The organism is Mannheimia cairinae, from assembly GCF_028649535.1.
In the GTDB taxonomy this organism is placed as follows: domain Bacteria; phylum Pseudomonadota; class Gammaproteobacteria; order Enterobacterales; family Pasteurellaceae; genus Mannheimia; species Mannheimia cairinae.
Genome location: NZ_JAQSJE010000001.1, coordinates 280,178 through 306,026, shown reverse-complemented (window position 1 = coordinate 306,026; position 25,849 = coordinate 280,178). Strand labels below are relative to the sequence as shown.

29 protein-coding genes are annotated in these 25,849 nt (G+C 39.5%); 15 read left to right on the top strand and 14 right to left on the bottom strand.

Annotation, left to right across the window (positions count from 1 at the left end; genetic code table 11):
• The first annotated feature begins 148 nt into the window (after positions 1–148).
• The 6 genes from hemW (at position 149) to murQ (ending at position 5,483) form a co-directional block, all read left to right on the top strand.
• The gene (gene hemW / locus PTQ27_RS01550; protein ID WP_273748361.1) at positions 149–1,303 is read left to right on the top strand and encodes a radical SAM family heme chaperone HemW; all 1,155 of its coding nucleotides are present in this window, start codon (positions 149–151) and stop codon (positions 1,301–1,303) included.
• Between the two features lie 74 nt (positions 1,304–1,377).
• Positions 1,378–1,842 carry a thioredoxin-dependent thiol peroxidase gene (gene bcp, locus PTQ27_RS01545; RefSeq protein ID WP_273748362.1) on the top strand — a complete coding sequence of 155 codons (465 nt, stop codon included), beginning with the start codon at positions 1,378–1,380 and terminating at the stop codon, positions 1,840–1,842.
• Positions 1,843–1,844: 2 nt separating this feature from the next.
• On the top strand, positions 1,845–2,393 hold the full coding sequence (gmhB, locus tag PTQ27_RS01540; protein WP_273748363.1) for a D-glycero-beta-D-manno-heptose 1,7-bisphosphate 7-phosphatase: 549 nt from the start codon (positions 1,845–1,847) through the stop codon (positions 2,391–2,393).
• Positions 2,394–2,398: 5 nt separating this feature from the next.
• Positions 2,399–3,238, top strand: a complete 840-nt coding sequence (gene queF, locus PTQ27_RS01535; protein ID WP_273748364.1) for an NADPH-dependent 7-cyano-7-deazaguanine reductase QueF — start codon at positions 2,399–2,401, stop codon at positions 3,236–3,238.
• A gap of 183 nt (positions 3,239–3,421) precedes the next feature.
• A complete protein-coding gene (locus PTQ27_RS01530) occupies positions 3,422–4,558 on the top strand; it encodes an anhydro-N-acetylmuramic acid kinase (protein ID WP_434802813.1) in 1,137 nt (378 codons plus the stop codon).
• Positions 4,559–4,562: 4 nt separating this feature from the next.
• Complete coding sequence (gene murQ / locus PTQ27_RS01525; RefSeq protein ID WP_273748366.1) at positions 4,563–5,483, top strand: N-acetylmuramic acid 6-phosphate etherase; 921 nt, start codon at positions 4,563–4,565, stop codon at positions 5,481–5,483.
• An 88-nt stretch (positions 5,484–5,571) separates the two neighbouring features.
• On the opposite strand, the gene smrB is transcribed toward murQ, so the two are convergent.
• Entirely contained in the window at positions 5,572–6,117 is a 546-nt protein-coding gene (smrB, locus tag PTQ27_RS01520) for an endonuclease SmrB (RefSeq protein ID WP_273748367.1), read from the bottom strand.
• Positions 6,118–6,208: 91 nt separating this feature from the next.
• Between smrB and prmB the strand changes: the two genes are divergently transcribed.
• Positions 6,209–7,153 (top strand): 50S ribosomal protein L3 N(5)-glutamine methyltransferase, encoded by a 945-nt coding sequence (prmB, locus tag PTQ27_RS01515; RefSeq protein WP_273748368.1) that lies wholly within the window; start codon positions 6,209–6,211, stop codon positions 7,151–7,153.
• Between the two features lie 52 nt (positions 7,154–7,205).
• Here the strand turns inward: prmB and PTQ27_RS01510 are convergent, their stop codons facing one another.
• The 13 genes from PTQ27_RS01510 to PTQ27_RS01450 form a co-directional block, all read right to left on the bottom strand.
• On the bottom strand, positions 7,206–7,517 hold the full coding sequence (locus PTQ27_RS01510; RefSeq protein WP_273748369.1) for an RnfH family protein: 312 nt from the start codon (positions 7,515–7,517) through the stop codon (positions 7,206–7,208).
• A gap of 1 nt (position 7,518) precedes the next feature.
• Positions 7,519–7,953, bottom strand: a complete 435-nt coding sequence (locus tag PTQ27_RS01505) for a type II toxin-antitoxin system RatA family toxin (RefSeq protein WP_273748370.1) — start codon at positions 7,951–7,953, stop codon at positions 7,519–7,521.
• Positions 7,954–8,047: 94 nt separating this feature from the next.
• Complete coding sequence (locus PTQ27_RS01500; protein ID WP_273748371.1) at positions 8,048–8,335, bottom strand: helix-turn-helix domain-containing protein; 288 nt, start codon at positions 8,333–8,335, stop codon at positions 8,048–8,050.
• Positions 8,310–8,645: a type II toxin-antitoxin system RelE/ParE family toxin gene (locus PTQ27_RS01495; RefSeq protein ID WP_273748372.1), complete on the bottom strand. Its 336-nt coding sequence runs from the start codon at positions 8,643–8,645 to the stop codon at positions 8,310–8,312. Before PTQ27_RS01495 ends, PTQ27_RS01500 begins: the two co-directional genes overlap by 26 nt.
• A gap of 109 nt (positions 8,646–8,754) precedes the next feature.
• Positions 8,755–9,810, bottom strand: a complete 1,056-nt coding sequence (gene modC / locus PTQ27_RS01490) for a molybdenum ABC transporter ATP-binding protein ModC (RefSeq protein WP_273748373.1) — start codon at positions 9,808–9,810, stop codon at positions 8,755–8,757.
• Positions 9,797–10,489 (bottom strand): molybdate ABC transporter permease subunit, encoded by a 693-nt coding sequence (modB, locus tag PTQ27_RS01485; protein WP_273748374.1) that lies wholly within the window; start codon positions 10,487–10,489, stop codon positions 9,797–9,799. The genes modC and modB overlap by 14 nt, the downstream gene beginning before the upstream one ends.
• A 5-nt stretch (positions 10,490–10,494) precedes the next feature.
• Positions 10,495–11,253, bottom strand: a complete 759-nt coding sequence (gene modA, locus PTQ27_RS01480) for a molybdate ABC transporter substrate-binding protein (protein ID WP_273748375.1) — start codon at positions 11,251–11,253, stop codon at positions 10,495–10,497.
• A 69-nt stretch (positions 11,254–11,322) separates the two neighbouring features.
• A complete protein-coding gene (locus tag PTQ27_RS01475; protein WP_273748376.1) occupies positions 11,323–12,084 on the bottom strand; it encodes an ABC transporter permease in 762 nt (253 codons plus the stop codon).
• Between the two features lies 1 nt (position 12,085).
• Entirely contained in the window at positions 12,086–12,994 is a 909-nt protein-coding gene (locus PTQ27_RS01470; RefSeq protein WP_273748377.1) for an ABC transporter ATP-binding protein, read from the bottom strand.
• A gap of 9 nt (positions 12,995–13,003) precedes the next feature.
• Positions 13,004–15,025, bottom strand: a complete 2,022-nt coding sequence (gene dnaX, locus PTQ27_RS01465; protein ID WP_273748378.1) for a DNA polymerase III subunit gamma/tau — start codon at positions 15,023–15,025, stop codon at positions 13,004–13,006.
• A gap of 74 nt (positions 15,026–15,099) precedes the next feature.
• Positions 15,100–15,639 (bottom strand): adenine phosphoribosyltransferase, encoded by a 540-nt coding sequence (gene apt, locus PTQ27_RS01460; protein ID WP_273748379.1) that lies wholly within the window; start codon positions 15,637–15,639, stop codon positions 15,100–15,102.
• Positions 15,640–15,722: 83 nt separating this feature from the next.
• Positions 15,723–16,058: a TusE/DsrC/DsvC family sulfur relay protein gene (locus PTQ27_RS01455; RefSeq protein WP_273748380.1), complete on the bottom strand. Its 336-nt coding sequence runs from the start codon at positions 16,056–16,058 to the stop codon at positions 15,723–15,725.
• Between the two features lie 49 nt (positions 16,059–16,107).
• The gene (locus PTQ27_RS01450; protein WP_273748381.1) at positions 16,108–16,773 is read right to left on the bottom strand and encodes a Bax inhibitor-1 family protein; all 666 of its coding nucleotides are present in this window, start codon (positions 16,771–16,773) and stop codon (positions 16,108–16,110) included.
• Between the two features lie 196 nt (positions 16,774–16,969).
• Between PTQ27_RS01450 and pgsA the strand changes: the two genes are divergently transcribed.
• The 8 genes from pgsA to purA all read left to right on the top strand — a co-directional run bounded on the left by pgsA (position 16,970) and on the right by purA (position 25,806).
• Positions 16,970–17,518, top strand: coding sequence for a CDP-diacylglycerol--glycerol-3-phosphate 3-phosphatidyltransferase (pgsA, locus tag PTQ27_RS01445; protein ID WP_273748382.1), 549 nt, complete (start codon positions 16,970–16,972; stop codon positions 17,516–17,518).
• Between the two features lie 89 nt (positions 17,519–17,607).
• On the top strand, positions 17,608–19,440 hold the full coding sequence (gene uvrC / locus PTQ27_RS01440; RefSeq protein ID WP_273748383.1) for an excinuclease ABC subunit UvrC: 1,833 nt from the start codon (positions 17,608–17,610) through the stop codon (positions 19,438–19,440).
• Between the two features lie 79 nt (positions 19,441–19,519).
• Positions 19,520–20,140 (top strand): glutathione S-transferase, encoded by a 621-nt coding sequence (locus tag PTQ27_RS01435; RefSeq protein ID WP_273748384.1) that lies wholly within the window; start codon positions 19,520–19,522, stop codon positions 20,138–20,140.
• A gap of 123 nt (positions 20,141–20,263) precedes the next feature.
• Positions 20,264–21,574: a nucleobase:cation symporter-2 family protein gene (locus PTQ27_RS01430; RefSeq protein ID WP_273748385.1), complete on the top strand. Its 1,311-nt coding sequence runs from the start codon at positions 20,264–20,266 to the stop codon at positions 21,572–21,574.
• Between the two features lie 126 nt (positions 21,575–21,700).
• Positions 21,701–22,030, top strand: coding sequence for a thioredoxin (gene trxA / locus PTQ27_RS01425; RefSeq protein WP_273748386.1), 330 nt, complete (start codon positions 21,701–21,703; stop codon positions 22,028–22,030).
• Between the two features lie 174 nt (positions 22,031–22,204).
• A complete protein-coding gene (gene hflK, locus PTQ27_RS01420; RefSeq protein ID WP_273748387.1) occupies positions 22,205–23,443 on the top strand; it encodes an FtsH protease activity modulator HflK in 1,239 nt (412 codons plus the stop codon).
• A 2-nt stretch (positions 23,444–23,445) separates the two neighbouring features.
• Positions 23,446–24,333, top strand: a complete 888-nt coding sequence (gene hflC / locus PTQ27_RS01415; protein WP_273748388.1) for a protease modulator HflC — start codon at positions 23,446–23,448, stop codon at positions 24,331–24,333.
• A 174-nt stretch (positions 24,334–24,507) separates the two neighbouring features.
• The gene (gene purA, locus PTQ27_RS01410; RefSeq protein ID WP_273748389.1) at positions 24,508–25,806 is read left to right on the top strand and encodes an adenylosuccinate synthase; all 1,299 of its coding nucleotides are present in this window, start codon (positions 24,508–24,510) and stop codon (positions 25,804–25,806) included.
• The last annotated feature ends 43 nt before the right edge of the window (positions 25,807–25,849 follow it).

The following is a 25,849-nucleotide window of genomic DNA, read 5'->3' as shown; positions in this document are numbered from 1 at the left end:
TCAAAATTATCATATCACTAACTTTAAAGTGGTAAAGAGCAAATTATTGAATTTGTGATCTAGTTCACGAAAAAACTTTTCTTCCCTCATTGCTTGCTTTTCGTTATCATTTTGGCTTTGTAAAACTTAAGTTAAAATATCTACCGTAATGCTAACCTTACCGCCTTTAAGCCTCTATATTCATATTCCGTGGTGCGTGCAAAAATGCCCTTACTGCGATTTCAATTCTCATGCCCAAAAAGGGCTAATTCCAGAAAAAGAATATATTGAACATTTACTTGCAGATTTATCACAAGATTTAACCGCTTACCAAACGGCGATAGCAGAAAGGAAGCTACACTCCATTTTTATTGGTGGCGGAACTCCAAGTCTATTTTCTGCAGAAGGTATTGCTTATTTATTAAAAGAAGTGGAAAAACGGATTCCCTTTGAACCCAATATTGAAATTACGCTTGAAGCAAACCCAGGGACAGCAGAGGCAGAGCGATTTTTAGGCTATGCACAAGGTGGTGTAAGCCGTATTTCAATGGGGATTCAGAGTTTTGAGCCGGAAAAATTGTTGAAATTGGGACGGATTCACGACTCAAATGAAGCAAAACAAGCGGTTATTTTTGCTCAAAATTCTGCAAAATCGGGATTGAAAAGTTTCAATATCGATTTAATGCACGGCTTGCCGAATCAATCTATAGCCCAAGCCCTGAACGATTTAAAAACGGGGATCTCACTGAATCCTCCGCATTTATCTTGGTATCAATTAACCATTGAACCCAACACGATGTTCTACTACCGCAAACCAACTTTGCCCGACGATGATGAATTATGGGATATTTTCGAGCAAGGGCATCAGCTTTTAACCGAAGCTGGCTACGAACAGTACGAAACGTCTGCCTATGCGAAAAAAGGTTATCAATGCCAACACAACTTAAATTACTGGCGATTTGGCGATTATTTGGCGATTGGTTGTGGGGCACACGGCAAAATCAGCTACCCAACGGGCGAAATTTATCGCTTTAGCAAAACCAAGCACCCAAAAGGCTATATGCGTGGCGAATATCGCTACAGCCAAGACTTAATTGAAATGGACGATCGCCCTTTTGAATTTTTTATGAACCGTTTCCGATTGCTTGAGGCTACGCCAAAACAAGAGTTTGAGTGGTTTACAGGGCTAGATAGAAAAGTAGTACAACCCACAATGGAATGGGCATTAAGCAAAAATTATATTTCTGAAACCCCAACCCATTGGCAAATTACCCAGCACGGAAAACTCTTCTTAAATGAACTTCTAGAAGGTTTTTTAGAATAATTTGCAAAAAAATTTCAAGATTAGACCGCTTGTAGTAGAATACAAGCGGTGATTTTTTATGGAAATTTTGCAAAATGAATACACTTAAAGCGGGCGATAAAGCCCCTGAATTTACTCTTCTTAATCAACAAGAACAATCTATTTCACTCAGCCAGTTTGCCGGCAAAAAAGTGCTTGTCTATTTTTACCCTAAAGCCTTAACCCCGGGTTGCACAACGCAAGCTTGCGGATTGCGTGATAGCAAATCAGAGCTTGATGACTTAAATGTGGTTGTACTTGGCGTCAGCCCAGATCTACCAAAAAAACTCGCACAATTTGCTGAGAAAAAAGCCTTGAATTTCACTTTGCTTTCAGACTCAGATCATCAAGTTGCAGAGGCTTTCGGCGTATGGGGTGAGAAAAAATTTATGGGCAGAACCTATGACGGCATTCATCGCATTAGCTTTTTAGTGAATGAGCAAGGTGTAATCGAGCAGGTATTCGATAAATTCAAAACAGGCGAACATCATCAAATGATCGTCGATTATGTGCGAGGTTAATAATGGGTAAAAAAGCCATTTTTTTAGACCGAGACGGTACGCTAAACATCGACCACGGCTATGTGCATAAAATTGATGATTTCCAATTTATTGAAGGTGTTGGGAAAACCTTAAAACAGCTCCAAGATAAAGGCTATTTATTGGTATTGGTAACTAATCAATCTGGCATTGCACGAGGTTATTTCAGTGAAGATCAATTTATGCAATTAACCGAATGGATGGATTGGTCACTTGATGAAGACTATGGTGTCGTGTTAGACGGCATTTATTACTGCCCGCACCACCCAGACGGCAAAGGTGAATACCGAGAAGATTGCGATTGCCGCAAGCCAAAAGCCGGAATGTTTACCCAAGCAATCAAAGATCTTAATATCGATCCAAGCCAATCCTATATGGTCGGCGATAAGCTGGAAGACCTGCTAGCTGCTGAAAATGCAGGTGTTAAAACCAAAGTTTTGGTTCGCACAGGTAAACCTATTACACCAGAGGGCGAAGCTAAGGCTGATTTAGTGCTAGATAGCCTTGTGGATTTGATTAGATATATTAAATAAAGAAAATGAACTACAACGATAAATCTCTTTCCGCCCTTAAGCTGGGGCAAAAAACCGAATATAAAAGCGAATACGATCCTAGCCTTTTGCAAGTTGTTCCCCGCAAATTAAACCGTGATGGTTTGGGAATTACCGAAAGCCAGCCTTTTGATAAAGGGGCAGATGTTTGGACGTGCTATGAGCTTTCTTGGCTGAATTCAAATGGCTTACCGCAAGTTGCAATCGCTGATGTGGCGGTAGATTTCCAGAGTGAAAATTTGATTGAATCTAAAAGTTTTAAACTCTATTTAAACAGTTTTAATCAAACAAAATTTGAGTCGCTAGAACAGGTAGAGCAAGCCCTAGCAAAAGATTTAAGCCACTGTGCAAGCGGTCCAGTTTCGGTAAAAGTTTACAAATTGTCTGACTATACAGGGCAGGCGATTGCCGATTTTGCAGGCAAGTGTATTGATGAGCAAGATATTCAGATCGACAGCTATGAATTTTCTACTCACTACTTAGAAAATGTGGCAACAGGCGAGCAAGTGGAAGAAACCTTAGTCAGCCATTTGTTGAAATCTAACTGTTTGATTACCTCACAACCCGATTGGGGCAGTGTGCAAATTCGCTATGTTGGCAAAAAGTTAGATCGTGAAAAATTGCTACGTTATTTGGTTTCATTCCGTGAACATAACGAGTTCCACGAACAGTGTGTAGAACGTATTTTCTGCGATTTAATGCAATTTGCTAAACCGGAAAAACTCACTGTTTACGCACGCTATACCCGCCGTGGTGGTTTGGACATTAACCCATTCCGCTCTAATTTTGAAGATGTGCCAAAAAATATAAGAATGGCAAGGCAATAATTTTGCCCCGTCTGAACCGCCTGAGCGTATTTGAATTGGTAGGCAAATTTATTCTGAGCGAAGCGAATATAAATTTGACGTTAAGCCAATTCAAATTAAGCGAAGAATAGCGGTGAAGTTCGGGTCGCCTTTCTTTTGGTTACTTTTCTTTGGCGAAGCAAAGAAAAGTAACAAATAAAAAAGATGTTAAAGTTTATGATGAACGAAAATATTCCAAATTATTACATCGGCGTAATGTCCGGCACAAGCCTAGATGGTGTTGATATCGCATTGGTTGATTTTGCAAAAAATCCGCCAAAAATAACCGCTTGTGATTTTTTCCCAATGCCAGAGGCACTTAGAGCAGATGTCTCGGCATTGGTAAAAACAGGCGAGACTAATCTGCAACAATTAGGCGAAATTGATCACCGTTTGGGCTTGCTGTATGCGGAAAGTATCAATGCGTTTTTAGCTAAAAATCAACTAAAAGCAGAGGATATTCAAGCGATAGGTTGCCACGGTCAGACGATTTGGCATTCACCAAATTCGGCTTATCCTTTTACCACCCAAATCGGCGATATGAACTTGGTGGCAGAAAAAACGGGGATTACTACGATTGCAGATTTCCGACGTAAAGATATGGCGGTTGGCGGGCAGGGTGCTCCGCTGGTACCAGCCTTCCATCAAGCCGTTTTTAATGCTCCGAATCGTTTAACTGTGGTGCTTAATATTGGCGGAATTAGCAATATTTCGGTTTTAGCACCAAACCAAGCGACTATTGGTTATGATGTTGGGGCAGGGAATACCTTGATGGATATTTGGATCGAGCAACATCACGGCAAACGTTATGATAAAAATGCAGAATGGGCGAAATCGGGCTGTGTGAATCAGGCATTGTTAGACGCATTACTTGATGAGCCTTTTTTTGCAAAAGCTCCACCAAAAAGCACGGGGCGCGAGTTATTTAACTTGAATTGGCTTGCAAAAAAATTACAAAATTTTACCGCTTGTAAGCCAGAAGATGTGCAACGCACCTTAGCAGAATTTACCGCACAAAGTATTGCTAATGAGCTGATTAAACTTGAAAACAATCTGCCTTGTTTATTGTTAGTCTGTGGCGGTGGGGCAAGAAATCCATTGTTAATGGAACGCTTTGCAACACTTCTTCCAAACTGGAACGTGACAACAACAAATGAATTTGGGTTTGATATTGATTATGTTGAAGCTGCTGCATTTGCTTGGCTTGCTTATCAACGCATTCATCAGTTACCTAGCAATATGCCGAGCGTAACTGGGGCGAAAAAAGCGGTAAGTTTAGGCGTGATTTATCCTAAGGAGTAATAAAATGCCAGAAACGAATTTACTAACTGCCTTAGGGCAAATGATCACTGAACAACGCAACCCAAATTCGATGAATATTGATAGCCTTCCGGCATTGGAAATTGTGAAGGTTATCAATAATGAAGATAAACAAGTGCCTATTGCGGTAGAAAAATGTTTGCCACAAATTGCCCAAGCCGTTGAAAAAATTGTGCAAGCCTTTCAGCAAGGTGGGCGATTAGTTTATATTGGGGCAGGGACGAGTGGCAGATTAGGTGTGTTAGATGCCTCAGAATGTCCGCCGACTTACGGTGTTAAACCGGAAATGGTGGTGGGGATCATCGCTGGTGGCGAAAAAGCCTTACGTTTCCCGATTGAAGGGGCAGAAGATAATCGTGAACAGGGTAAATTAGATTTACAAGCGGTTAAATTTAGCGAAAAAGATGTATTAGTGGGAATTGCAGCTAGTGGTCGAACCCCTTATGTACTTGGGGCAATGGAGTATGCCAACTTATTAGGGGCAACAACGGTTTCCATTGCCAGCAACCCTCATTCGGCAATGGCTCAAATTGCAGGTATTGCGATTGAAACAGTGGTTGGGGCAGAAGTGCTGACGGGTTCAAGCCGTATGAAATCAGGTACCGCACAAAAATTAGTGCTAAATATGCTCACAACTGCCTCAATGATTTTGATCGGCAAATGCTACCAAAATTTAATGGTAGATGTGCAAGCTACCAACGAAAAACTCAAAGCTCGGGCGATTCGTATTGTAATGCAAGCCACAGAATGTGAACGGGAATTGGCAGAAAGCACACTAAAAATAGCCGAAAATAATGCAAAATTAGCCATTATGATGATTCTTGGTGGCTTAGAAAAAGAGGTAGCAGAGCAGTTACTTGAGCAAAATCAAGGTAGATTGCAAAAGGCATTAAGCAACACAATTTAATTTGAGACATTGCTACGCCTAATGCTTTAGGGAAGGTAAAACAATCTCTTACCTTCCCTTCACTTTTTTAAGATTGAAATGTAATATTTTATCTCCCAAACATTTTCTCTGGGTTTTCAGGTTGTTCAACTAAAATTAAGATCGCCGCATCTCCTCCCCACTCTCTTGGTGCTTGGTGTAATGCCATAATTTTAGGGTGTTGCACCAACCAGCGTGGAATTTGATCTTTTAACGTGCGAGTGCCAAAACCTGTCATAATGCTGGCACAATAGACTTTTTCTCGCTCGCAAGCCAGAATCAATGCTGCCAACTCTTTCTTTGCTTTTTCTCGGGTTAAGCCGTGCAAATCTAAAAAAAGCTCGGGCTGAAAATCGCCTCGGCGAAGTTGTTTTAGAATATAAGGATCCACATCATCACGCAGATATTTCACTTTTTCATTTTCTTCTTTCAATAACGGCTCATATTCATCGGAAAAATAAAATTCAATATCGGCTTTTTCTTTTAAATCACGCAGTTCATTTAATTTTTTACGTGGCTCAGTTTTCGGCATAAAGGTATTTTGTTCAATTTTCTTCGTGCCTTGTGCAGCCTCTCTAAACAAGGCAAATTCATCTTCTAATTGATTTTCTGACATAATCTTTTCCTTTTCATCTATTTTTACATTCTAACATAAAGTGAAATATGGTATAACACAGCAATTTTATGAATTTTAACAAGGCAATATAATGTTTGAATATAATACTGAACTCTTAGATGAAATTTCATCCCTTCCTGTTGTGGACGATTTAGCCACCATTCAAGATATGATGCGTTGGGCATATAGCTATTTTAATGCCTCTGATCTTTACTACGGGCACGGTTATGATAACGCTTGGGACGAAGCTCAACAACTGGTGCTTGCCGGAGTTTATTTACCGATTGATGTGCCAGAGGCACTTTACTCTTCTCGTCTAACCCGAGTGGAAAAAGAGCGTATTATTCATTTAGTGTGCGAGCGTTTAGGCTCTCGTAAACCTGTGGCATATTTAACTAATTCGGCTTGGTTCTGTGGGGCGGAATATTATGTTGATGAGCGTGTTATTGTACCTCGTTCGCCAATCGGAGAGTTAATTCGCAACGGCTTTAAGGGCATTATTAAAAACGAACCGCATCGCATTTTAGATATGTGTACAGGCAGTGGTTGCATTGCGATTGCTTGTGCAGAACGCTTTCCAGCGGCAGAAGTAGATGCAGTCGATCTCTCTTTAGATGCTTTAGATGTGGCACAAATTAATATTGAACGTCATCAAGTTTCGCACCGTGTATTCCCGATTAGCTCGGATCTGTTTAATGATATTCCACAAGATAAATACGATTTAATTGTTACCAACCCTCCTTATGTTGATGCGGAAGATTTAGGCGATATGCCACAAGAGTTCCACCACGAGCCTGAATTAGCACTGGGTTCTGGCGAAGATGGGTTAGACTTAACCAAACGTATCTTGGCTCAAGCGGCAGATTACTTAAATGATAACGGAGTGTTGGTGTGTGAGGTTGGCAACAGTATGGTGCATCTTATCGAGCAATTCCCAACAGTGCCATTTAACTGGCTTGAGTTTGAACACGGTGGCTTGGGCGTGTTTAGTTTAACCAAAGAAGAGTTAGTAAAATATAGGGAGCTATTTGCTTAATCGAACCTCCCTAGCGAAAGCAAATTTGCTAGGGAAGAGCGGATTGAGCGTTTTATTTTTTGGCTGCTTGTCCCGCAGCTTTTTTGCGTCTAATTTCTTTTGGATCGGCAAGTAACGGGCGGTAGATCTCAATTCTATCGCCTTCTTCAACGGTTTCATTTAATTTTGCAGGTCGGCTGAAAATTCCGACTTTATTCTCACGCAAGTCGATTTCCGTATATTTTTCAAGTACGCCGGAGAGCAAAATAATATTTTGAATTGTGGTATTTTGTGGCACTTGTAATTTTTTCAGAAAATATTTATCTGGATAGGCGTAAGCCACTTCAACGTTGATTTTATCTTCTGTTTTGGGTTGAGTTTCCATTTCAGACACCATACACCTCTTTTGCACGTTGTTTAAAGGCATTGACCATCTTTAGAGTTAGCTCGTTGAAGACCTTGCCAAACACTAATGCCACAATCGGGCTTGAAAATTCAAAGGATAATTCAAGGGCGATTTTACAGCTTTGTTCATCAAAGGGAGTGAATGTCCAATAGCCGTGTAAATGGCGGAATGGACCATCAATTAACGACATCTCAATTTTATGCGGAGGTGTCATTTTATTGTGGGTACTAAAGGTTTGGCTAATACCTAATTTTTGAATATGCAATTCTGCTTTTAGCTCATTTTCCCCAGCAGTTAAGGTTTTGGCACTGATACAGCCAGACAAGAACTCGGGGTATTTTTCATAGTTATTCACAAGCTGATACATTTGCTCAGCACTGTAAGGCACTAACGCAGATTGATTAACGGTTGGCATAATTCTCTTTTTATTCAAATTAACAAGCGGTCGTATTTTACAAGAAGTTTGCCATTAAATCCATTTAGCAAAACCATTTAAAACATCAACATACCTAGTAATGAGCTGAAAGTTTTAGTTCCATACCACAGGCTCGGGCATAGCGTAAAAGGCTTGAAAGAGTGGCTTTATCTGCATTACGTTCTAATTTAGAAACAGCTGGTTGAGAGATGCCCATTCTTTCTGCAACTTGCGAAATATTTAATCCTGCTTTATTACGCATTTCATAAAGTAAAGATTGAATTTCATCAGCGGATTTTTCTTCAAGATAAAGTGTTTTTACATTTTCATCAGAGAGCAATTTTTCTTTGACTTTTTTATATGAGATTGGTTGTACTTTCATCTGTCATTTCCTGTAAACGTTTTAGGGCAAGTTCAATTTCACTTGGTGGTGTTTTTTGTGTTTTCTTCACAAAAGTTCGGAGAATATAGATTTTCCGCCCAATCGTAAAGGCAAAGAATGTACGAGTAATATCTTTTTTCCCAACTCTTAGTTCAAATAATCCTTCTTGAATAGGGCGAGTATCGGGGAAACGTAATTCATTGCCCAATAATTCGAGCTTATCAAGTTTCGCTAATAACTTCGCTTTCATTATATCGCTTAGTTCTTCTAGCTCTGAAAATGCTTCAGGGTGGAATAATAATTCAAACATATAAGTTATAAATAGTTTTAAAATTAAACTAATTATAACTTTTAAGGAATGATTGGCAAGTGTTAAATCATTTTAGAATTTATTTTAAAGAATATATATAGAATAGATGTTACAAAGACACACTTTTAACCTGAATATAAACTTCTTGCCTTTGCTTGATTGCTAGTTCATCGAAAGACCATAAGCTAATGGTGCTCCAAATTTGTTGGTTTTCCACATTCACTAAAATATCCACTCGGTCTGAATGTTCCTCAATTTGGCAGATAGTGCCTTTTAAGCTGTTGCGAATAGAACTGCAATTTGGTTTGCTTAAACTAATGGAAACATCACGGCTGGCAATGGTAATTCGCAATTTATCGCCAATTTGGTGGCGAGGGTGTTCGTTTATCCAAAGCATTTGTTCGTTTAGAGCAAGCCCTAGCATTTTATAAGTTGTTTGATGCGTTTTAACGGGTAGTTCAAGTAAGCTGATGCGTTGGTTATTTGGTTGCCAGTCATAAAATGCAGGGCTGTGCCATACATTTACCACAGAATCGAAAGCAACAACCTTACCGTTATCAAGCAGTAATAAGTGATCTGCCAAGCGAACGATCTCATCTAAACTATGGCTGACGTATAAAATCGGAATATCTAGTTGAGTTGCCAATTTGCTTAGGTAATCAAGCAATTCTTGTTTACGTGGCAAATCTAAAGCAGAGAGTGGCTCGTCCATTAACAAAATATCGGGGGAGCTTAGCAAGGCTCGCCCAATCGCCACTCGCTGTTTTTCGCCTCCCGAAAGACTTGCAGGGTAGCGGCTTAGCAAATGAGAGATGCCGAGTAGCTCAACAATTTGTAAAAAATGTGCCGAATCTAACCGCTTGCAACCGTATTTTAGGTTTTTTTCAACAGAGTAGTGGGGAAACAGGCGATGTTCTTGGAATACATAGCCGATATTTCGCTTTTCTGGGGCAAGGTTAATGTTTTTTTGGCTATCGAAAAGCACTCGTCCGTTTAGCTCAATCAGCCCCGATTGTGCTGCTGCCAGCCCTGCAATTAAGTTGATAAGGCTTGATTTACCTGCACCGGAACGTCCGAAAATCGCAGTTACGCCTTTTGCAGGAAGGCTCAAGTTCACATTTAAAGCAAGGTTGCCAAGCTGTTGGGTAAGATTAAGTTTTAGCATAACGTTTTTGTCTTTCCGCTAACCATTCTGAACAAAAAAGGGCAATGAGAGAAATAGTAATCGCCACCAAACATAAGCGAGCAGCAGCCATTTCGCCGTCTGGGGTTTCAATAAAGGTAAAAAGGGCGGCAGGAATGGTTTGAGTTTGGTTTGGAATATTTGACACAAAGGTAATAGTTGCCCCAAATTCGCCTAATGAACGAGCAAAACCTAATACAGCCCCCGCCACAATACCTGAAAAAGAAAGAGGAAGATTAAGGGTAAAAAAGACTTTAAGCGGGCTTGCTCCAAGCGTACGGGCGGCTTGTTCTAATTTAGTATCGACTGCATCTAAAGCAAGGCGAATAGAACGCACCATCAGCGGAAATGCCATTACCATTGAGGCAAGCACAGCCCCTTTCCACGAAAAACTGAAGCTAAACTCAAACCAATTCCACAAATATTGTCCGATAACCCCTCGTTTTGCCATTGAAATCAGCAAAAGGTAGCCGATAACCACCGGCGGTAAAACTAAGGGTAAATGGACAATTCCGTTGAGTATGCTCTTTCCCCAAAATTGTTTGCGAGAAAGTATCCAAGCCACCCAAATTGCTAAGGGAAGGGCAAGGATTACCGCAATGGAGGCAATTTTCAGACTCAGAAAAATTGCATTAAGTTCTTGGGGGGTAAAGTTAAGCATATAGTCTAATTAACAGGGTAAAATCCTGCCTCTGTAAATTTGGTTTTGGCTGCCGGTGTTTTTAAGAAGTTGAGGAATTTTACCGCAGCGGCTTTTTCACTTACAGTGGCGGCAGGGTAAACAACTTCGCCGTAGCTTTCTGTTGGGAATGTGGCAAGGACTTTCACTTTTTTAGACACTTTCGCATCTGTTGAATAAACAATGCCAAGCGGGGATTCGCCACGTTCCACAAAAGAAAGGGCATCACGTACATTTTTAGCTCGTGCCAAACGAGGTTCAACTGTTTTCCAAAGTTTGTAGTGCGTTAGGGCTTTTTTTGCATATTTGCCAGCAGGGACGTGATCTGGATCGCCCACCGATAAATAGTCATTTGCTAATTCTTTTGCAAAATCAACCGCTTGTATGCTGTCTGCTTGAATTTGGCTTTCTAATGGAGCAATAAGCACTAAATCATTTTTCACTAAATGTTGAATATTTTTGATTTTTTCAGGTTGCTTTTGAGCAACATAATCCATCCATTTTAAATCGGCTGAAATAAACACATCGGCAGGAGCGTCTTGTTCAATTTGTTTCGCTAATACGGAAGATGAGGCAAAAGAGAAGGTAACTTTATCTTCAGGGTACTGTTTCTCAAAATCTTTGTTGATTTCTTGTAAGACGTTCGTCATTGAGGCTGCCGCAAATACGGTAATATTTTCGGCAACGCTAAATGTTGAAACTAGTGTTAAAGCCCCTGCAATCGCTAATTTTTTGAATGCTTTCATAGAGATCCTTATGTAAACTTATCGTTAAATAAAGGCTTATATAAAAATCAATACAACATACTCATTGATTTAAGAACGAAGCCCGATTCCTCTCTGAATCAGAGAATATGCAACGAAGTATAACAAAATACATAACGAAATCAAGACAGAAAACGTATAACCTAAAGGCACATCGCTAATACCAAGAAAACCGTAGCGAAGACCGTTAATCATATACACAATCGGGTTGAATTTTGACACCATTTGCCAAAACTCTGGTAGAAGTGATATAGAATAAAATACACCGCCTAAATAAGTCAGTGGTGTGAGCACAAAGGTTGGAATTAGCCCTACATCATCAAAAGATTTAGCGAAAACGGCATTGATCAACCCACCTAAGGCAAAAGCAATAATAGTAAGCAACAGTGTGCCGGCAATAATGGCATAGGAATAAATATCAAAAGAGACGAAAATCATCGCCACGCACATCACTAATATTGCCGATAATCCGCCACGCATCAGGCTCCCCGTGATATAGCCCCAAATAATATTGTGAGTGGAGAGGGGCGAAATCAGCATTTCTTCAAAATCTCGAGTGAATTTACTTAAAAAGAAAGAAGAGGCGGTATTCACATAAGAGGCAGTAATTGCTGTCATCATAATCAGCCCGGGGGCGATAAACTGCATATAGCTAACACCGTTCATCTCGCCAATACGGCTACCAATCAGTTTCCCGAAAATTAAGAAATAGAGCGTAGTGGTAATAACGGGCGGAACTAAGGTTTGTCGCCAAATGCGTAAAATGCGACGACTTTCTTTAAATGCGAGGGTATAAAATCCGATTAAATTCATTTTAATGTGCCATATTGATAAAGAGTTCTTCTAAGCGGTTTGATTTATTCCGCATACTTAACACTTCAGCGTCTTGCTGAGCGATTTGTGAAAATAAGTTTGTGAGTCCTTGCTCTCTTTTTACATTAACCTCAAGGGTGTTTTCATCAAGCCATTTGTGAGGGTAATCTTTGATAACAAGCGGTTGATTTTGCTGAGAATGTTGCAAATCTAGCACAAATACTTCGCTTTCTAATTTAGATAATAAGGACTTCATTGATGTATTTTCAATTAATTCCCCACTTTGAATAATACCGATATGACGACATAGGGTTTCAGCTTCTTCCAAGTAGTGGGTGGTAAGAATAATAGTGCTGCCTTCTGCATTTAAATCTCGTAAAAAGTCCCATAATGAACGGCGAAGTTCAATATCTACCCCAGCGGTCGGTTCATCTAAAATTAGAAGTTTTGGGTTGTGCATTAAGGCTCGAGCAATCATTACTCGACGTTTCATACCGCCTGAAAGTTCACGGGTCAGATGGGTGCGTTTATCCCATAAATCGAGCAGTTTTAGCCATTTTTCGGCACGGACTAATGCCTCTTTACGAGGAATGCCATAAAAACCGGCTTGTTGCACTAATACATCAATCACTTTTTCAAATTGGTTAAAATTAAACTCTTGCGGCACTAAGCCGATTTGATGTTTCAGCTGGACTTTTTGCGTATCAAGATCGTAACCAAAGACTTTGACGCTGCCACTTGTTTTATTTACAAGCGAGCTAATAATACCAATGGTGGTGGATTTTCCTGCACCATTATGTCCAAGCAGGGCATAGAAATCCCCTTGTTGAACCGTAAGGTTAATGCCTTTAACGGCTTTTACCCCGGTTGGGTAGGTTTTAACAAGATCGATTAGTTCTAATGCTTTCATTTATCTTACTCATTTATCTGCGACTGCTCGAATGGTCGATTCATCAATTTGGGCATCAAAGGCATTACGCAATAACATTAGTTTTTCATCATTGAGTAAGGCTGATTTCGCATCTTCGGTTAATTTTTCAAAAATGGATCGACGAATTTCAAGCGGTGTTAGTTGTTCTTTACTTTCGCCAATGGCTAATTCATAAGAAAGCCCTTTATCTGCTAAAGCTGTAGCTAAATTTTGGCGAGCTTCTGCGGTGTCTAAATGTGCCATATTCGGTTTAAGCACTAAAGAGAGGTGGTTATCTGCTTGTGAAACCAAATAGCTATTTAGTGCTACTTGGCGAGAAAAACCGCCTAAATACAGGGAATTGACAATATCGCACCATCTATCTTGCTCACAAGAGAGAGCAATCGTTTTTGCTACGAGTTCAGGTGTGCGTTCTTGTAAAATAGCTTGTTTAATATCAGACGGCTTTTCACTGCTATCTTGATTTTCTAATTCCGGATTCAGCCACGTCCAACGGTAGTCTTCATCATCAACGCTTTTAGGTGTGTTTTCAGCAGGAGAGCTTTGTTCAACAACGTTTTCTTGAGTACGGTTTTCAACCATACTGATAAAACGTTCTTGTAAAGAAGCGGTCTTATTTTCGGCTTTTTTTGCAACTGTTTGAGTCTTTTTTAGCTCAGGCTTTTTTTTTTCAGTTTGGCTAAGCTCAGCTTGCTGTTGTTGCAGTTTTTTACGTGCTTCAACGGCGGCTAATGCTGGAGAAGTAATAGTTGCATTGTTGGATTCAACTTGTGATGCCACAACTTGTGGGGCTGATTGTGGCACAGGTGCTGAAGCTTGCGTTTGTTTGTTTTCAGCTAACTTTTCACGCAGTTGTGCAATTTGGTTTTGTGGTTTTGGTGTTGCAACCGTTTGTGCTTGTGGAGCCACTACTGCCACAGTCGCCATTTTTTCAGCTTGTTTCGGGTGGAAGGCTAAGGCACGTAAAATCGTCATTTCCACACCAGAGCGAGGTTCTGGCGCGAAAGGTAACTCTTTTTTACCATTTAGCATTAACTGATAGAAAAACTGCACATCTTCAGGCGAAATTTGTTTTGCTAAAAAGTGAAGTTGTGTTTCTTCTTCCGCATTATGTTTGACTAATTGCAACATCGCAATTTGATGTAAGGTTTCTGCTACACCACTTAATAATTGTTGCCAATCAACACCTTTTTCCGCCACTTGCTGAATAATCGCCATTGCTTTTTCGCCATCGGCAAGGGCAAGGGCTTGTACTAATTCAAGCGGTTGATGATCATCAATTAAGCCTAGCATTTGGCTGACTATAGGCAGGGTAATATTGGCATTGCTCATTGCAATCGCCTGATCGGTCAGGCTTAATGAATCACGAATACTGCCTTGAGCCGCCTTGGCTAATTTTTCCACGGCAAGAGTTTCATAAGGAATCTGTTCTGCTTTTAAGATAAATTCCAGATGATTGGCAATTTGGGTTTGATCTAATGCACGTAAGTGAAACTGCATACAGCGTGAAAGGATCGTAATAGGGAGTTTTTGCGGATCGGTTGTCGCCAGTAAGAATTTTACATACTCCGGCGGTTCTTCCAAGGTTTTAAGCAATGCGTTAAAACTATGACGAGAGAGCATATGCACTTCGTCAATCAGATAAACTTTAAAACGTCCAACAGTCGGTTTGTATTGTACGTTATCAAGCAGCTCACGGGTGTCTTCCACTTTGGTTCGAGAAGCTGCATCGATCTCAATTAGATCGATAAAACGACCTTCTTCAATTGCTTTACAGTTTGCACATTCGCCACAAGGTTCTGCGGTAATGCCGTTTTCGCAATTTAGGCCTTTGGCAAATAAACGAGCAATCGAGGTTTTGCCCACACCACGAGTGCCTGAAAACAGGTAAGCGTGATGAAGTCTATCTTCCCTTAAACCATTTTCAAGGGCAGATAAAACGTGTTGCTGACCGACGACTTCGGAAAAGCGTTGTGGTCGCCATTTACGGGCTAAAACTTGATAACTCATCTTTTTATATCTTATTGGCTAACAAGCGGTTGAATTTGTAAAAAACTTTGCAAATTTAACCGCTTGTATTCAAATTAGTGACCTTCAAAACTCACTAAGGTAAAGGATTTAACCCCTTCTTTTTCTAAACGTTCTTTGCCACCTAATTCAGGTAACCAAATCACAAAAGCAGCGTGTTCTACTTTTCCGCCTAAACGACGAATAAGTTTTGCTGTTGCATCAATAGTGCCACCGGTTGCTAATAAGTCGTCAATCACTAAGACATTATCGCCTTCAGATACTGCATCTTTGTGCATTTCAAGCGTATCTTCGCCATATTCTAAAGTATAAGATTGTGAAATCACTTCACGTGGTAATTTTTTTGGCTTACGCACAAGTACAAAAGGAATACCTAACGCTAATGCAACAGGTGCTCCAAAGATAAAACCACGAGATTCGGTACCAACAATTTTAGTAATACCTTTATCTTTAAATTCTGCCACTATGGTATCAACACTTGCTTGGAATGCGGCCGGTACTTCTAGAAGAGAGGTAATATCACGGAAGATAATACCTGCTTTAGGATAGTCTGGAATGGATTTGATTGAAGATTTAATTAAATCTAATTGACTCATTGTTTAACCTATTTGTAATTTGAAAATAACTGGAAAACTCTATAGAAAAATAGGGGAAATTTCAAGGAAAAATCGTGAAATCCCTATAAACATTTTGCAGGCTTTGGTAGTCCTGCTATTTTGGTGGCTTGTTTTGCAGGCCCATCGGGAAATAAACGCTGTAAATAACGGCTATTGCCTTTTTCTTCGCCAAATTTTTGTGCCATTGCTTTTACTAACATTCTAATAGCTGGCGAAGTTTTATACTCTTGATAAAAATCACGCACTAGCCAAATAATTTCCCAATGTTCTTCAGTCAGTCTGATTTGCTCTTTTTCAGCTATTTTTAATGCCAATTCTTCCGACCAATCGGTTAAGTTTTTCAAATAGCCCGAGTCATCAGTTGGGTATTGAGTATTATGTAATTCAATATATGCCATAAAATAAAAAAATGCCACATTAAAGTGGCATTCCTCTAAAATGTTAAAATTAGTCGTCGCTACCTAACACACCAAAGATTTGTAAGAAACTGATAAATAGGTTGTAGATAGAAACATATAAATCTACGGTTGCACGAATGTAGTTTGTTTCGCCACCGTGGATAATATTGCTAGTTGCAAGTAAAATTGCACCGCTTGAGAAAATTACAAATAAGCTACTTAATGCTAAACCTAAAGCAGGAATAGATAAGAAAATATTTGCAATGATACCGACTAATAACACAACAAATAATGCCATCATCATTCCACTTAAAAAGCTCATATCTTTTTTAGTGGTTAGCACATAAGCGGAACAAGCAAAGAATACTAATGCGGTTGCACCGAATGCAAGGGCGACGATATCGCCTAAACCTGCACCAATATAGCGGTTTAAAATTGGGCCTAATGTATAGCCTAAGAAGCCTGTTAAAGCAAATACGCTTAAAAGACCTGCACCGCTATTTGAGGTTGCATTTGTTAAGAAAAGTAAGCCATAAAAGCCAACTAATAATGCCCACCAAGGTAATGCAGGTGCATTCATCGACATAGCAACAAAAGCAACAATAGCAGAGAATGTTAATGTCATTGCTAATAACATATAAGTATTGCGAAGTACTTTGTGTGTACTGATTAATGATTCACTACGAGCATAGCCTTGAGCTAAACGATTTTCCATAAAAATTCCTTCTGTTTTGTTGTTTTCAAATTGGAAAAGTGGATAAAAACATATCTATGGACAAATTTCCATAAATCAAGGAATAAATTAGCGATAATTTATTGTAAAGTCAATGTGATTTTTGTGCAGGAATAGTAAAAAATTAGATTTAATTGTGTTACACTTAGCCAAACTTTTCTTTGCCTATTTTTCGTCTATGAAACTCAATTTTCCAACTTATTTAACGCTTTTTCGTGTGGGATTAATACCACTTTTTATTGTGGCATTTTATTTACCGATAAAATATGCTCCTGAAATTTCAACACTTATCTTTTTTATTGCTTCTATTACCGATGCTTTTGATGGCTATTTAGCTCGCAGATGGAATCAAACTACACGATTGGGTGCTTTTTTAGATCCTGTAGCAGATAAAGTACTTGTGGCAGTTGCCTTTGTATGCGTAGCAGAGTATTACCATACTTGGTGGATTACAATTCCTGTTAGCATAATGATTGCTCGTGAAATTATTATTTCCGCCCTGCGTGAATGGATGGCAGAATTAGGCGAAAGAGCAAGCGTTGCCGTTTCTATTTGGGGTAAAGTAAAAACAACCGCTCAAATGTTAGCTTTAGGCGGAATGTTATGGCGACAAAGCCAAACAATGGAAATTTTAGCCTTTATTCTGCTTTATATTGCAGTTGGTTTAACGATTTGGTCGATGTTACAGTATTTGAATGCTTCTAAGAGTAGTTTGTTAAAATCATAATTTATTTTACAAATCTCCCCTAACCCCTCTTTACCAAAGAGGGGAATTATTAAAGTAACTTTAACATTCATTTTACTATTCTGTTGCCTATGTTCGATTCCAAATCTTTCCTTGCTGATGTGCCTCACCAACCCGGTGTTTATCGTATGTACGATAACAAAGGAGCGATTATTTACGTCGGTAAAGCGAAAGATTTGAAAAAACGCTTATCTAGCTATTTCCGTAGCCAACTTTCCAGCAAAAAAACCGAAGCATTGGTTGCGAATATTGCCAATATTGAAACCACTATTACCCATTCCGAAACAGAAGCCCTGTTACTTGAACATAATTATATTAAGGAAAATCAGCCAAAATATAATGTACTGTTGAGAGATGATAAATCTTACCCCTATATCTTACTGACTAAACATCAGCACCCTCGCTTAAGTGCTTTTCGGGGCAGTAAAAAAATTGCTGGCGAATATTTTGGGCCTTACCCTAATGTGAGTGCGGTGCGAGAAACCTTGAATCTGCTGCAAAAAATTTTCCCGATTCGCCAATGTGAAGATAGCTATTACAAAAACCGTTCCCGCCCTTGCTTGCAATACCAAATAGGGCGTTGCCTTGCCCCTTGTGTAGAGGGCTACTATTCCCAATCAGAATATGATCAGCAGGTCAATTTAGTTCGCCTTTTTTTGCAAGGAAAAGATCAGCAAGTAGTGGAATATTTGGTGCAAAAAATGGAAAAGGCGGCGGAAGATCTGGATTTTGAAGGGGCAGCTCGTTTTCGTGATCAAATTCAATCCGTTCGTGCGGTGCAAGAAAAGCAGTTTGTTTCTAATGAACGTTTAGATGATTTGGATATTCTTTCTATCGCCTATCAGCACGGCATTGCCTGCGTGCATATTCTTTTTGTTCGCCAAGGTAAGGTGTTAGGCAATCGTTCTTATTTCCCGAAAGTGCCGAATAATACCGATTTAACGGAGCTTGCCGATACCTTTGTCGGTCAGTTTTATTTACAGATGAATCAACACCGCACAATGCCGAATCAAATTGTGATCGACCATAAACTTAGTGAGGCGGAATCGCTAAGCGAGGTATTAAGTGAACAGGCAGGGCATAAAGTAACGATTTTAGATAAAGCGACCAGAGGGGAAAAACATCGCTATTTATCTTTAGCCAAAACCAATGCGATGGCAGCTTTAACCTTGCAATTAAAGCAGGATTCTCGTATTCAAAGCCGTTATCAAGCCTTGAGAGAAACGCTTAAAATGGCGGAAATTAAGCGAATGGAATGCTTTGATATTAGCCATACAATGGGCGATCAAACTGTTGCTTCTTGCGTGGTATTTGATGAAAACGGGCCGCTGAAATCTGATTATCGTCGTTTTAATATTGAAGGGATAACAGGGGGCGATGATTATGCTGCAATGGAGCAAGTGTTACTTAAACGCTATAACCGAGAGTTAGAGCCTGAAAAAATCCCTGATATTATTTTTATAGATGGCGGAAAAGGGCAGCTAAACCGGGCTTTAAATACCTTTGAATCCCTTAACGTCAGTTGGGATAAAGGCAAACCATTGCTGATTGGCGTGGCAAAAGGTGTGGAGCGTAAAGCAGGGCTAGAAACTTTAATTATCAGTAAATGGGATAAAGAAATCCATTTACCGCCAGACAGTCTTGCTCTGCACTTAATTCAGCATATTCGAGATGAATCGCATAATCACGCTATTCAAGGACATCGCAAAAAACGGCAAAAAGCCTTTACTGAAAGCGGTTTGGAGTCTATTGCAGGTGTAGGGGCAAAACGTCGCCAAGCATTACTTAAATATTTAGGCGGAATGCAAGGGGTAAAATCAGCAACGCTGGAAGAAATAGAATCTGTTCCCGGTATTTCTAAAGCCCTTGCAGAAGTGATTTTTGATACTTTAAATAATAGTTAAAAAAACAAGCGGTTGTTTTTTTGCAAAATTTTGCAAGAAAACGACCGCTATATGATTGAAATAAAAATGGGAGAACAGTATGAAACTTTGGTACTCAACCACTAGCCCTTTTGCCCGTAAAGCAATGGTAGTAATTAAACATCATCAATTAGAAGAAAAAATTGAAATGTTGCGTATAACAGCGTCAATGGATCCAAATTCGCCTCATAATAAGGATAATCCGCTTGGACGGATTCCTGCTTTACAACGTAATTGTGGACGCTGGCTTTTTGGCAGTCTTTTAATTAGTGAATATTTAGATCAAAAAGGCAACAACACTCCATTACTTCCTAAAGAAGGAAAAGCTCGTTGGAATATTCTTGCCTTACATAATTTAGCCGACGGCATTATGGAAAATACAATGCATACCTTATTGCAAGAGAGAATGCTCCGCCCTGAAAATGAATGGTGGTTAAGTCGCCACGAGCAATTAATGGCACGTAATATCAACTCATTTAATCAGTTAGAAGAAGCATTAAAAGAATTTGGAACAGAGTTGAATTTAGGCACTCTTAACGCTGTTGCTTTAATTGATTGGTGGACATTCCGTTTAGACAAATTAGGGTACGATCTTGCAAAAAATCAGCCCAATTTAACCGCTTGGGCGGAAGAAATGAATGCGAAATATCCTATTTTGAGAGAAACAATGCCTAAAGTATAAGCACTATATTTTATATAATTTTAAAATAAGCAAACACTACGCAATCGTTTGCTTATTTTTACTTAAGTCCGTATAATTCGCCTCAATTTTTATTTTATTATCATTTTTAAGTTTGAGGAACTTATGCAAAAATTGCTTTACCCTGTCGATTCCAAACCGCCTTTTGGGCTAACTTTACTGCTTGCCGCTCAGCATTTATTAGCAGCTCTTGGGGGCATTATTGCTGTTCCATTAGTTATTGGTAATGTATTACAACTGCCAACGGCAGACACTATTGTTTTAGTAAATGCGGCTCTTTTAGTTTCAGGTATTGTAACTATTATTCAGTGCCAAGGTATTGGGCCTATAGGCTTACGTTTGCCAAGTGTAATGGGAACGAGTTTTACCTTTGTGGCGGCAGCTCTTGCGATTGGTTTTAGTGAGCACGGTGTTGCGGGCATTATGGGAGCATCATTAGTGGGTTCGCTTGTGATGATTATCGGCAGTTTCTTTATGCCCTATGTGCGTAAACTTTTCCCACCGGTGGTAACAGGTGTAGTGGTTATGATGATCGGTTTAAGCTTAATTCCTGTTGCGGTGGACTGGTTTGCAGGTGGTCAGAGAGGTGATGCCCATTATGCCGATCCAGCTAATCTTGCAATGGCAACCTTCGTATTAGTATTAGTGGTTATTCTAGTGCAATGGGGGAAAGGGATTTTCTCAGCAGCAGCTATCGTAATTGGTATGATGGTCGGCTATGTGGTGGCATTAGCGTTAGGCTGGATTAATTTTGAAAATGTAAAAGCGGCCGATGCAATCGCTATTCCTCAACCTTTACATTTTGGTTTGGCTTTCCCAATTTCAGGTATTATTGGAATGAGTATTGCTTATCTTGTGACGATTGTAGAGTCAAGTGGTAATTTTTTAGCTTTAGGCAATGCGACTCAAACAGAAATCACTGGTAAACACTTGCGTGGCGGTGTGTTATGTGATGGTTTAGGTTCAGCCTTTGCGGCGATTATGTCCACCACACCATTCTCATCTTTCGCTCAAAATATCGGGGTAATTTCACTCACAGGGGTTGCAAGTCGTTATGTCGTTACGGTTATGGGGGGATTGCTTGTGTTAGCGGGCATTTTCCCTTGGTTAGGGGCATTAATTGTGTCTATTCCAACCCCTGTATTAGGTGGTGCGGGCTTAATGATGTTTGCGATGATTATTGCAGCAGGTATCCAAATGTTAGATAAAGTTGAACGTTCTAAACGTAATGGCTTAATTATTGCAATTTCGATTGGTTGTGGTTTAGCTGTTACGACTCGCCCAGAATTATTAGATAAATTACCAGCATTTGTGAAAGAAGTTTTTGGATCAGGCATTACCGTTGGTTCACTCTTCGCACTTATTTTAAATTTAATCTTGCCACAAGAATCGGACAAAGAAGGCAGCCACGAATAGTGATTGATGTAATTGGTAAATCTTTCTTGAAATTTACTTAATTAATCACTATCTTAATTGGCAACTGAATGCCTTAACTTGTCAGTTAGGGCATTTCTTTTTTCGTTTAAATTTAAGGACAATTTTATGAGCAATGTTATTCATACAACAGACGCAACATTTGAACAAGATGTTTTAAAATCAGATGTGCCTGTATTATTAGATTTTTGGGCACCTTGGTGTGGCCCTTGCCGTATGATCGGCCCTGTGCTTGATGATTTATCAGTAGATCCACAATTTGAAGGTAAAGTAAAAATTGCCAAAATGAACGTAGATGAAAACCCAACTGTGCCAACGCAATTTGGTGTACGTAGTATTCCATTTTTACTTTTATTCAAAAATGGTGAAGTAGTTGCACAACAAGTTGGTGCAATTCCACACGCACAAATGGCGGCATTTATTCAACAGGCACTATAATTTTTTGTAGGGTAAAATGGGGTGAATTTATCACCCTATTTTTTTGTAAAAAAATAATAAAAAAAGACCGCTTATTTAGCCAATAAACCTAGTCAAACGATTGGCAAATAGGTACAATCTCTAACTTGCATTTTATTGATTAGAATGTATTAGTCGATTTTTTTGGAGATATTTATGTCGTGGAATGAATCAGGTAATCAGCAAGACCCTTGGGGTAAGCCTGGTCAAAAAAGACCGGAACAAAAGCCTGAACAGCAAGACCCGCAAGGTCAAGGTTCTCAACAAGAGCCAACTAATAATCAACGAAATGAACAACAACCCCCAGATCTAGAGGCTGTATTTAATAGCTTATTGAAAAAAATGGGTGGTGGAAATGGATCTAATAATGGATCGAACAATCAAAACAATGCGAGTTTTGGCAAATTTTTACCGATTATTTTAGGACTTGCCGCAGTTGTTTGGGCAGGTTCTGGTTTCTATACCGTACAAGAAGCGGAGCGTGGAGTTGTTACTCGTCTTGGTAAATTAGATAGTATTGTATTACCTGGTTTAAACTGGAAACCAACTTTTATTGATTCTGTACAACGTGTGAATGTAGAACGTGTTTCTGAATTAAATACTAGCGGTTCAATGCTAACCCAAGATGAAAATATGGTACAGGTTGAAATGACCGTTCAGTACCGAGTAGAAGACCCTGCTAAATATCTATTTAATGTAAACAGCCCAGATGATAGCCTAAAACAAGCGACAGATAGTGCTTTACGTTATGTTATCGGCCATATGACGATGGATGAAATTCTAACAACAGGGCGTGCGACAGTACGTGAAAGAACCTGGAGTACATTGCGTGATATTATCAAAACTTACGATATGGGGTTATTGGTAACGGACGTAAACTTCCAATATGCTCGTCCGCCAGAAGATGTAAAAGCAGCATTTGATGATGCAATTAAAGCACAAGAAGACGAACAACGCTTAATTCGTGAAGCAGAAGCTTACGCAAGAGGAGAAGAGCCGATTGCTCGTGGTCAAGCTCAGCGTACTATTGAACAAGCAGAAGCTTATAAAGAAGCGGTAGTATTAAATGCAAAAGGGGAAGTGGATCGTTTAAGCAAACTTTTACCTGAGTATAAAGCATCACCAGAATTAACTCGTGAGCGTTTATATATTCAAACAATGGAAAAAGTGATGAAAAACACACCGAAAGTGGTAATGGATTCAGAGGGTAGTAACTTAAATGTGCTGCCTTTTGATAAATTAATGAATAATTCATCACAAGTGAACGTGAATCAAAATGCAGCACCTGCAAAAACAGTAGTGCAACAGCAACAAGGTGTTCAGCCGAATGTACAACAGGTTCAGCCACAAACTACGGAGCCTCAGCAGGAACCAACACGTAGAGGGAGATTTTAATAATGCGTAAATTACTATTGCCTGTAATTGCAGTGATTGCATTTATTGTTCTTCAATCTCTGACTATTGTGAATGAAGGTGAGCGTGGCATTATGCTACGTTTTAATAAAGTACATCGTGACAGTGATCAAAAAGTGGTGGTATATGAGCCAGGAATTCATTTTAAAGTACCATTTATTGATAACTTAAAAGTGTTAAGTGCTCGTATTCAAACGTTAGATGGTCAAGAAGATCGCTTTGTTACGGTGGAGAAGAAGGACTTACTTGTTGATTCTTATGTGAAATGGCGAATCAGCGATTTTGGTCAATTCTATACCTCAACAGGTGGCGATTACCAAAAAGCTGCAGATTTGTTACGTCGTAAAGTAAGTGACCGTCTGCGTTCAGAAATTGGTTCTCGTACCATTAAAGATATTGTTTCCGGTTCTCGTGGTGAATTAATGGCGGGGGCCCAAAAAGCATTAAATGCCGGGGAAGATGGTACAGAACGTTTAGGGATGGAAGTAGTTGATGTTCGTGTAAAACAGATCAACCTTCCAAATGAAGTTTCATCTTCTATTTACCAACGTATGCGTGCAGAACGTGATGCGGTTGCTCGTGAACACCGCTCACAAGGTAACGAAAAAGCTGAGATTATTCGTGCTGAAGTAGATAAGAAAGTTGTACTGATTTTGGCAAATGCAAATAGAACCGCACAAGAATTACGAGGTGAGGGCGATGCACAAGCTGCAAAACTTTATGCAGATGCCTTTGGTAATGAGCCGGAATTTTATAGCTTTGTGCGTAGCTTAAAAGCTTATGAAGATAGTTTTGCTGAAGGTCAAAATAATATGATGTTATTAAAACCAAATAGCGAATTCTTACGCTTTATGCAAGCACCTACAAAATAACTGTATCTAATAAAACCCGATCTTGTATCGGGTTTTTGATTTTCTATTTATTAAACTTGTTGCAAGCGGGTATTCTTTTTTAAAATTTTGCAAAAGAGTTTAAAAAATTGACCGCTTGTAATATGAGTCTATAATGAGTTGTGATTATTAATTTGAACTAAAGAGGCATTTCCTATGGGTAAAAGTGTTGCTATTCTTGGTGCTCAATGGGGCGACGAGGGTAAAGGTAAAATTGTTGATTTATTAACGGATCGTGTGAAATATGTGGTGCGTTATCAAGGCGGACATAATGCGGGCCATACCTTAATTATTAATGGTGAAAAAACCGTTCTTCGTCTTATTCCATCAGGTATTTTACGTGATAATGTAACTTGCTTAATTGGTAACGGTGTTGTGCTTTCGCCAGAGGCATTAATGAAAGAGATGGGCGAGTTAGAAGAGCGTGGCATTAATGTGCGTGAACGCTTAAAAATTTCTGAAGCTTGCCCATTAATCTTACCTTATCACGTTGCTATGGATCACGCTCGTGAAGCTGCTTTAGGTAAAAATAAAATCGGAACTACAGGTCGTGGTATTGGGCCGGCTTATGAAGATAAAGTTGCTCGTCGTGGTTTACGTGTAAGTGATTTATTCGACAAAGAACACTTTGCTGCAAAATTAAAAGATATTTTAGACTACTATAACTTCCAATTAGTGAATTATTACAAAGTGGAAGCGGTAGATTACCAAAAAACATTAGATGATGTTTTTGCTGTAGCTGATGTAATTACTGGTATGGTGGCAGATGTTACCACTTTATTACACGAAGCTCGTGAAAATGGCGACAATATCTTATTTGAAGGTGCTCAAGGCACGATGTTAGATATTGACCACGGTACTTACCCATTTGTAACCAGCTCAAACACAACTGCAGGTGGTGTGGCAACAGGTTCAGGTTATGGTCCTCGTCACTTAGACTATGTGTTAGGTATTATCAAAGCTTACTGCACTCGTGTAGGAAGTGGCCCATTCACAACAGAATTATTTGATGAAGTTGGAGCAGAAATTGCTCGTAAAGGTAACGAATTTGGTGCGGTAACTGGTCGTCCACGTCGTTGTGGTTGGTTTGATGCAGTAGCCGTTCGCCGTGCAGTACAAATTAACTCTATTTCAGGCTTCTGTATGACGAAATTAGATGTTTTAGATGGCTTTGAAGAGTTAAAAATCTGTACCGCTTATAAAATGCCTGATGGCAGAATTGTGGAATATGCACCACTTGCAGCAAAAGATTGGGAAGGTGTTGAGCCAATTTATGAAACAATGCCTGGCTGGTCGGAAAATACTTTCCGTGTAACAAAACGTGAAGAATTACCACAAGCAGCCTTAGATTACATTAAACGCATTGAAGAGTTAGTTGGTGTGCCAGTTGATATTCTTTCAACAGGCCCAGATCGTGTAGAAACAATGATTTTACGTGATCCGTTCGCAGCCTAAAAACTTAAGCCATTTAGCTTCTCAAGCTAAATGGCTTTTCTTT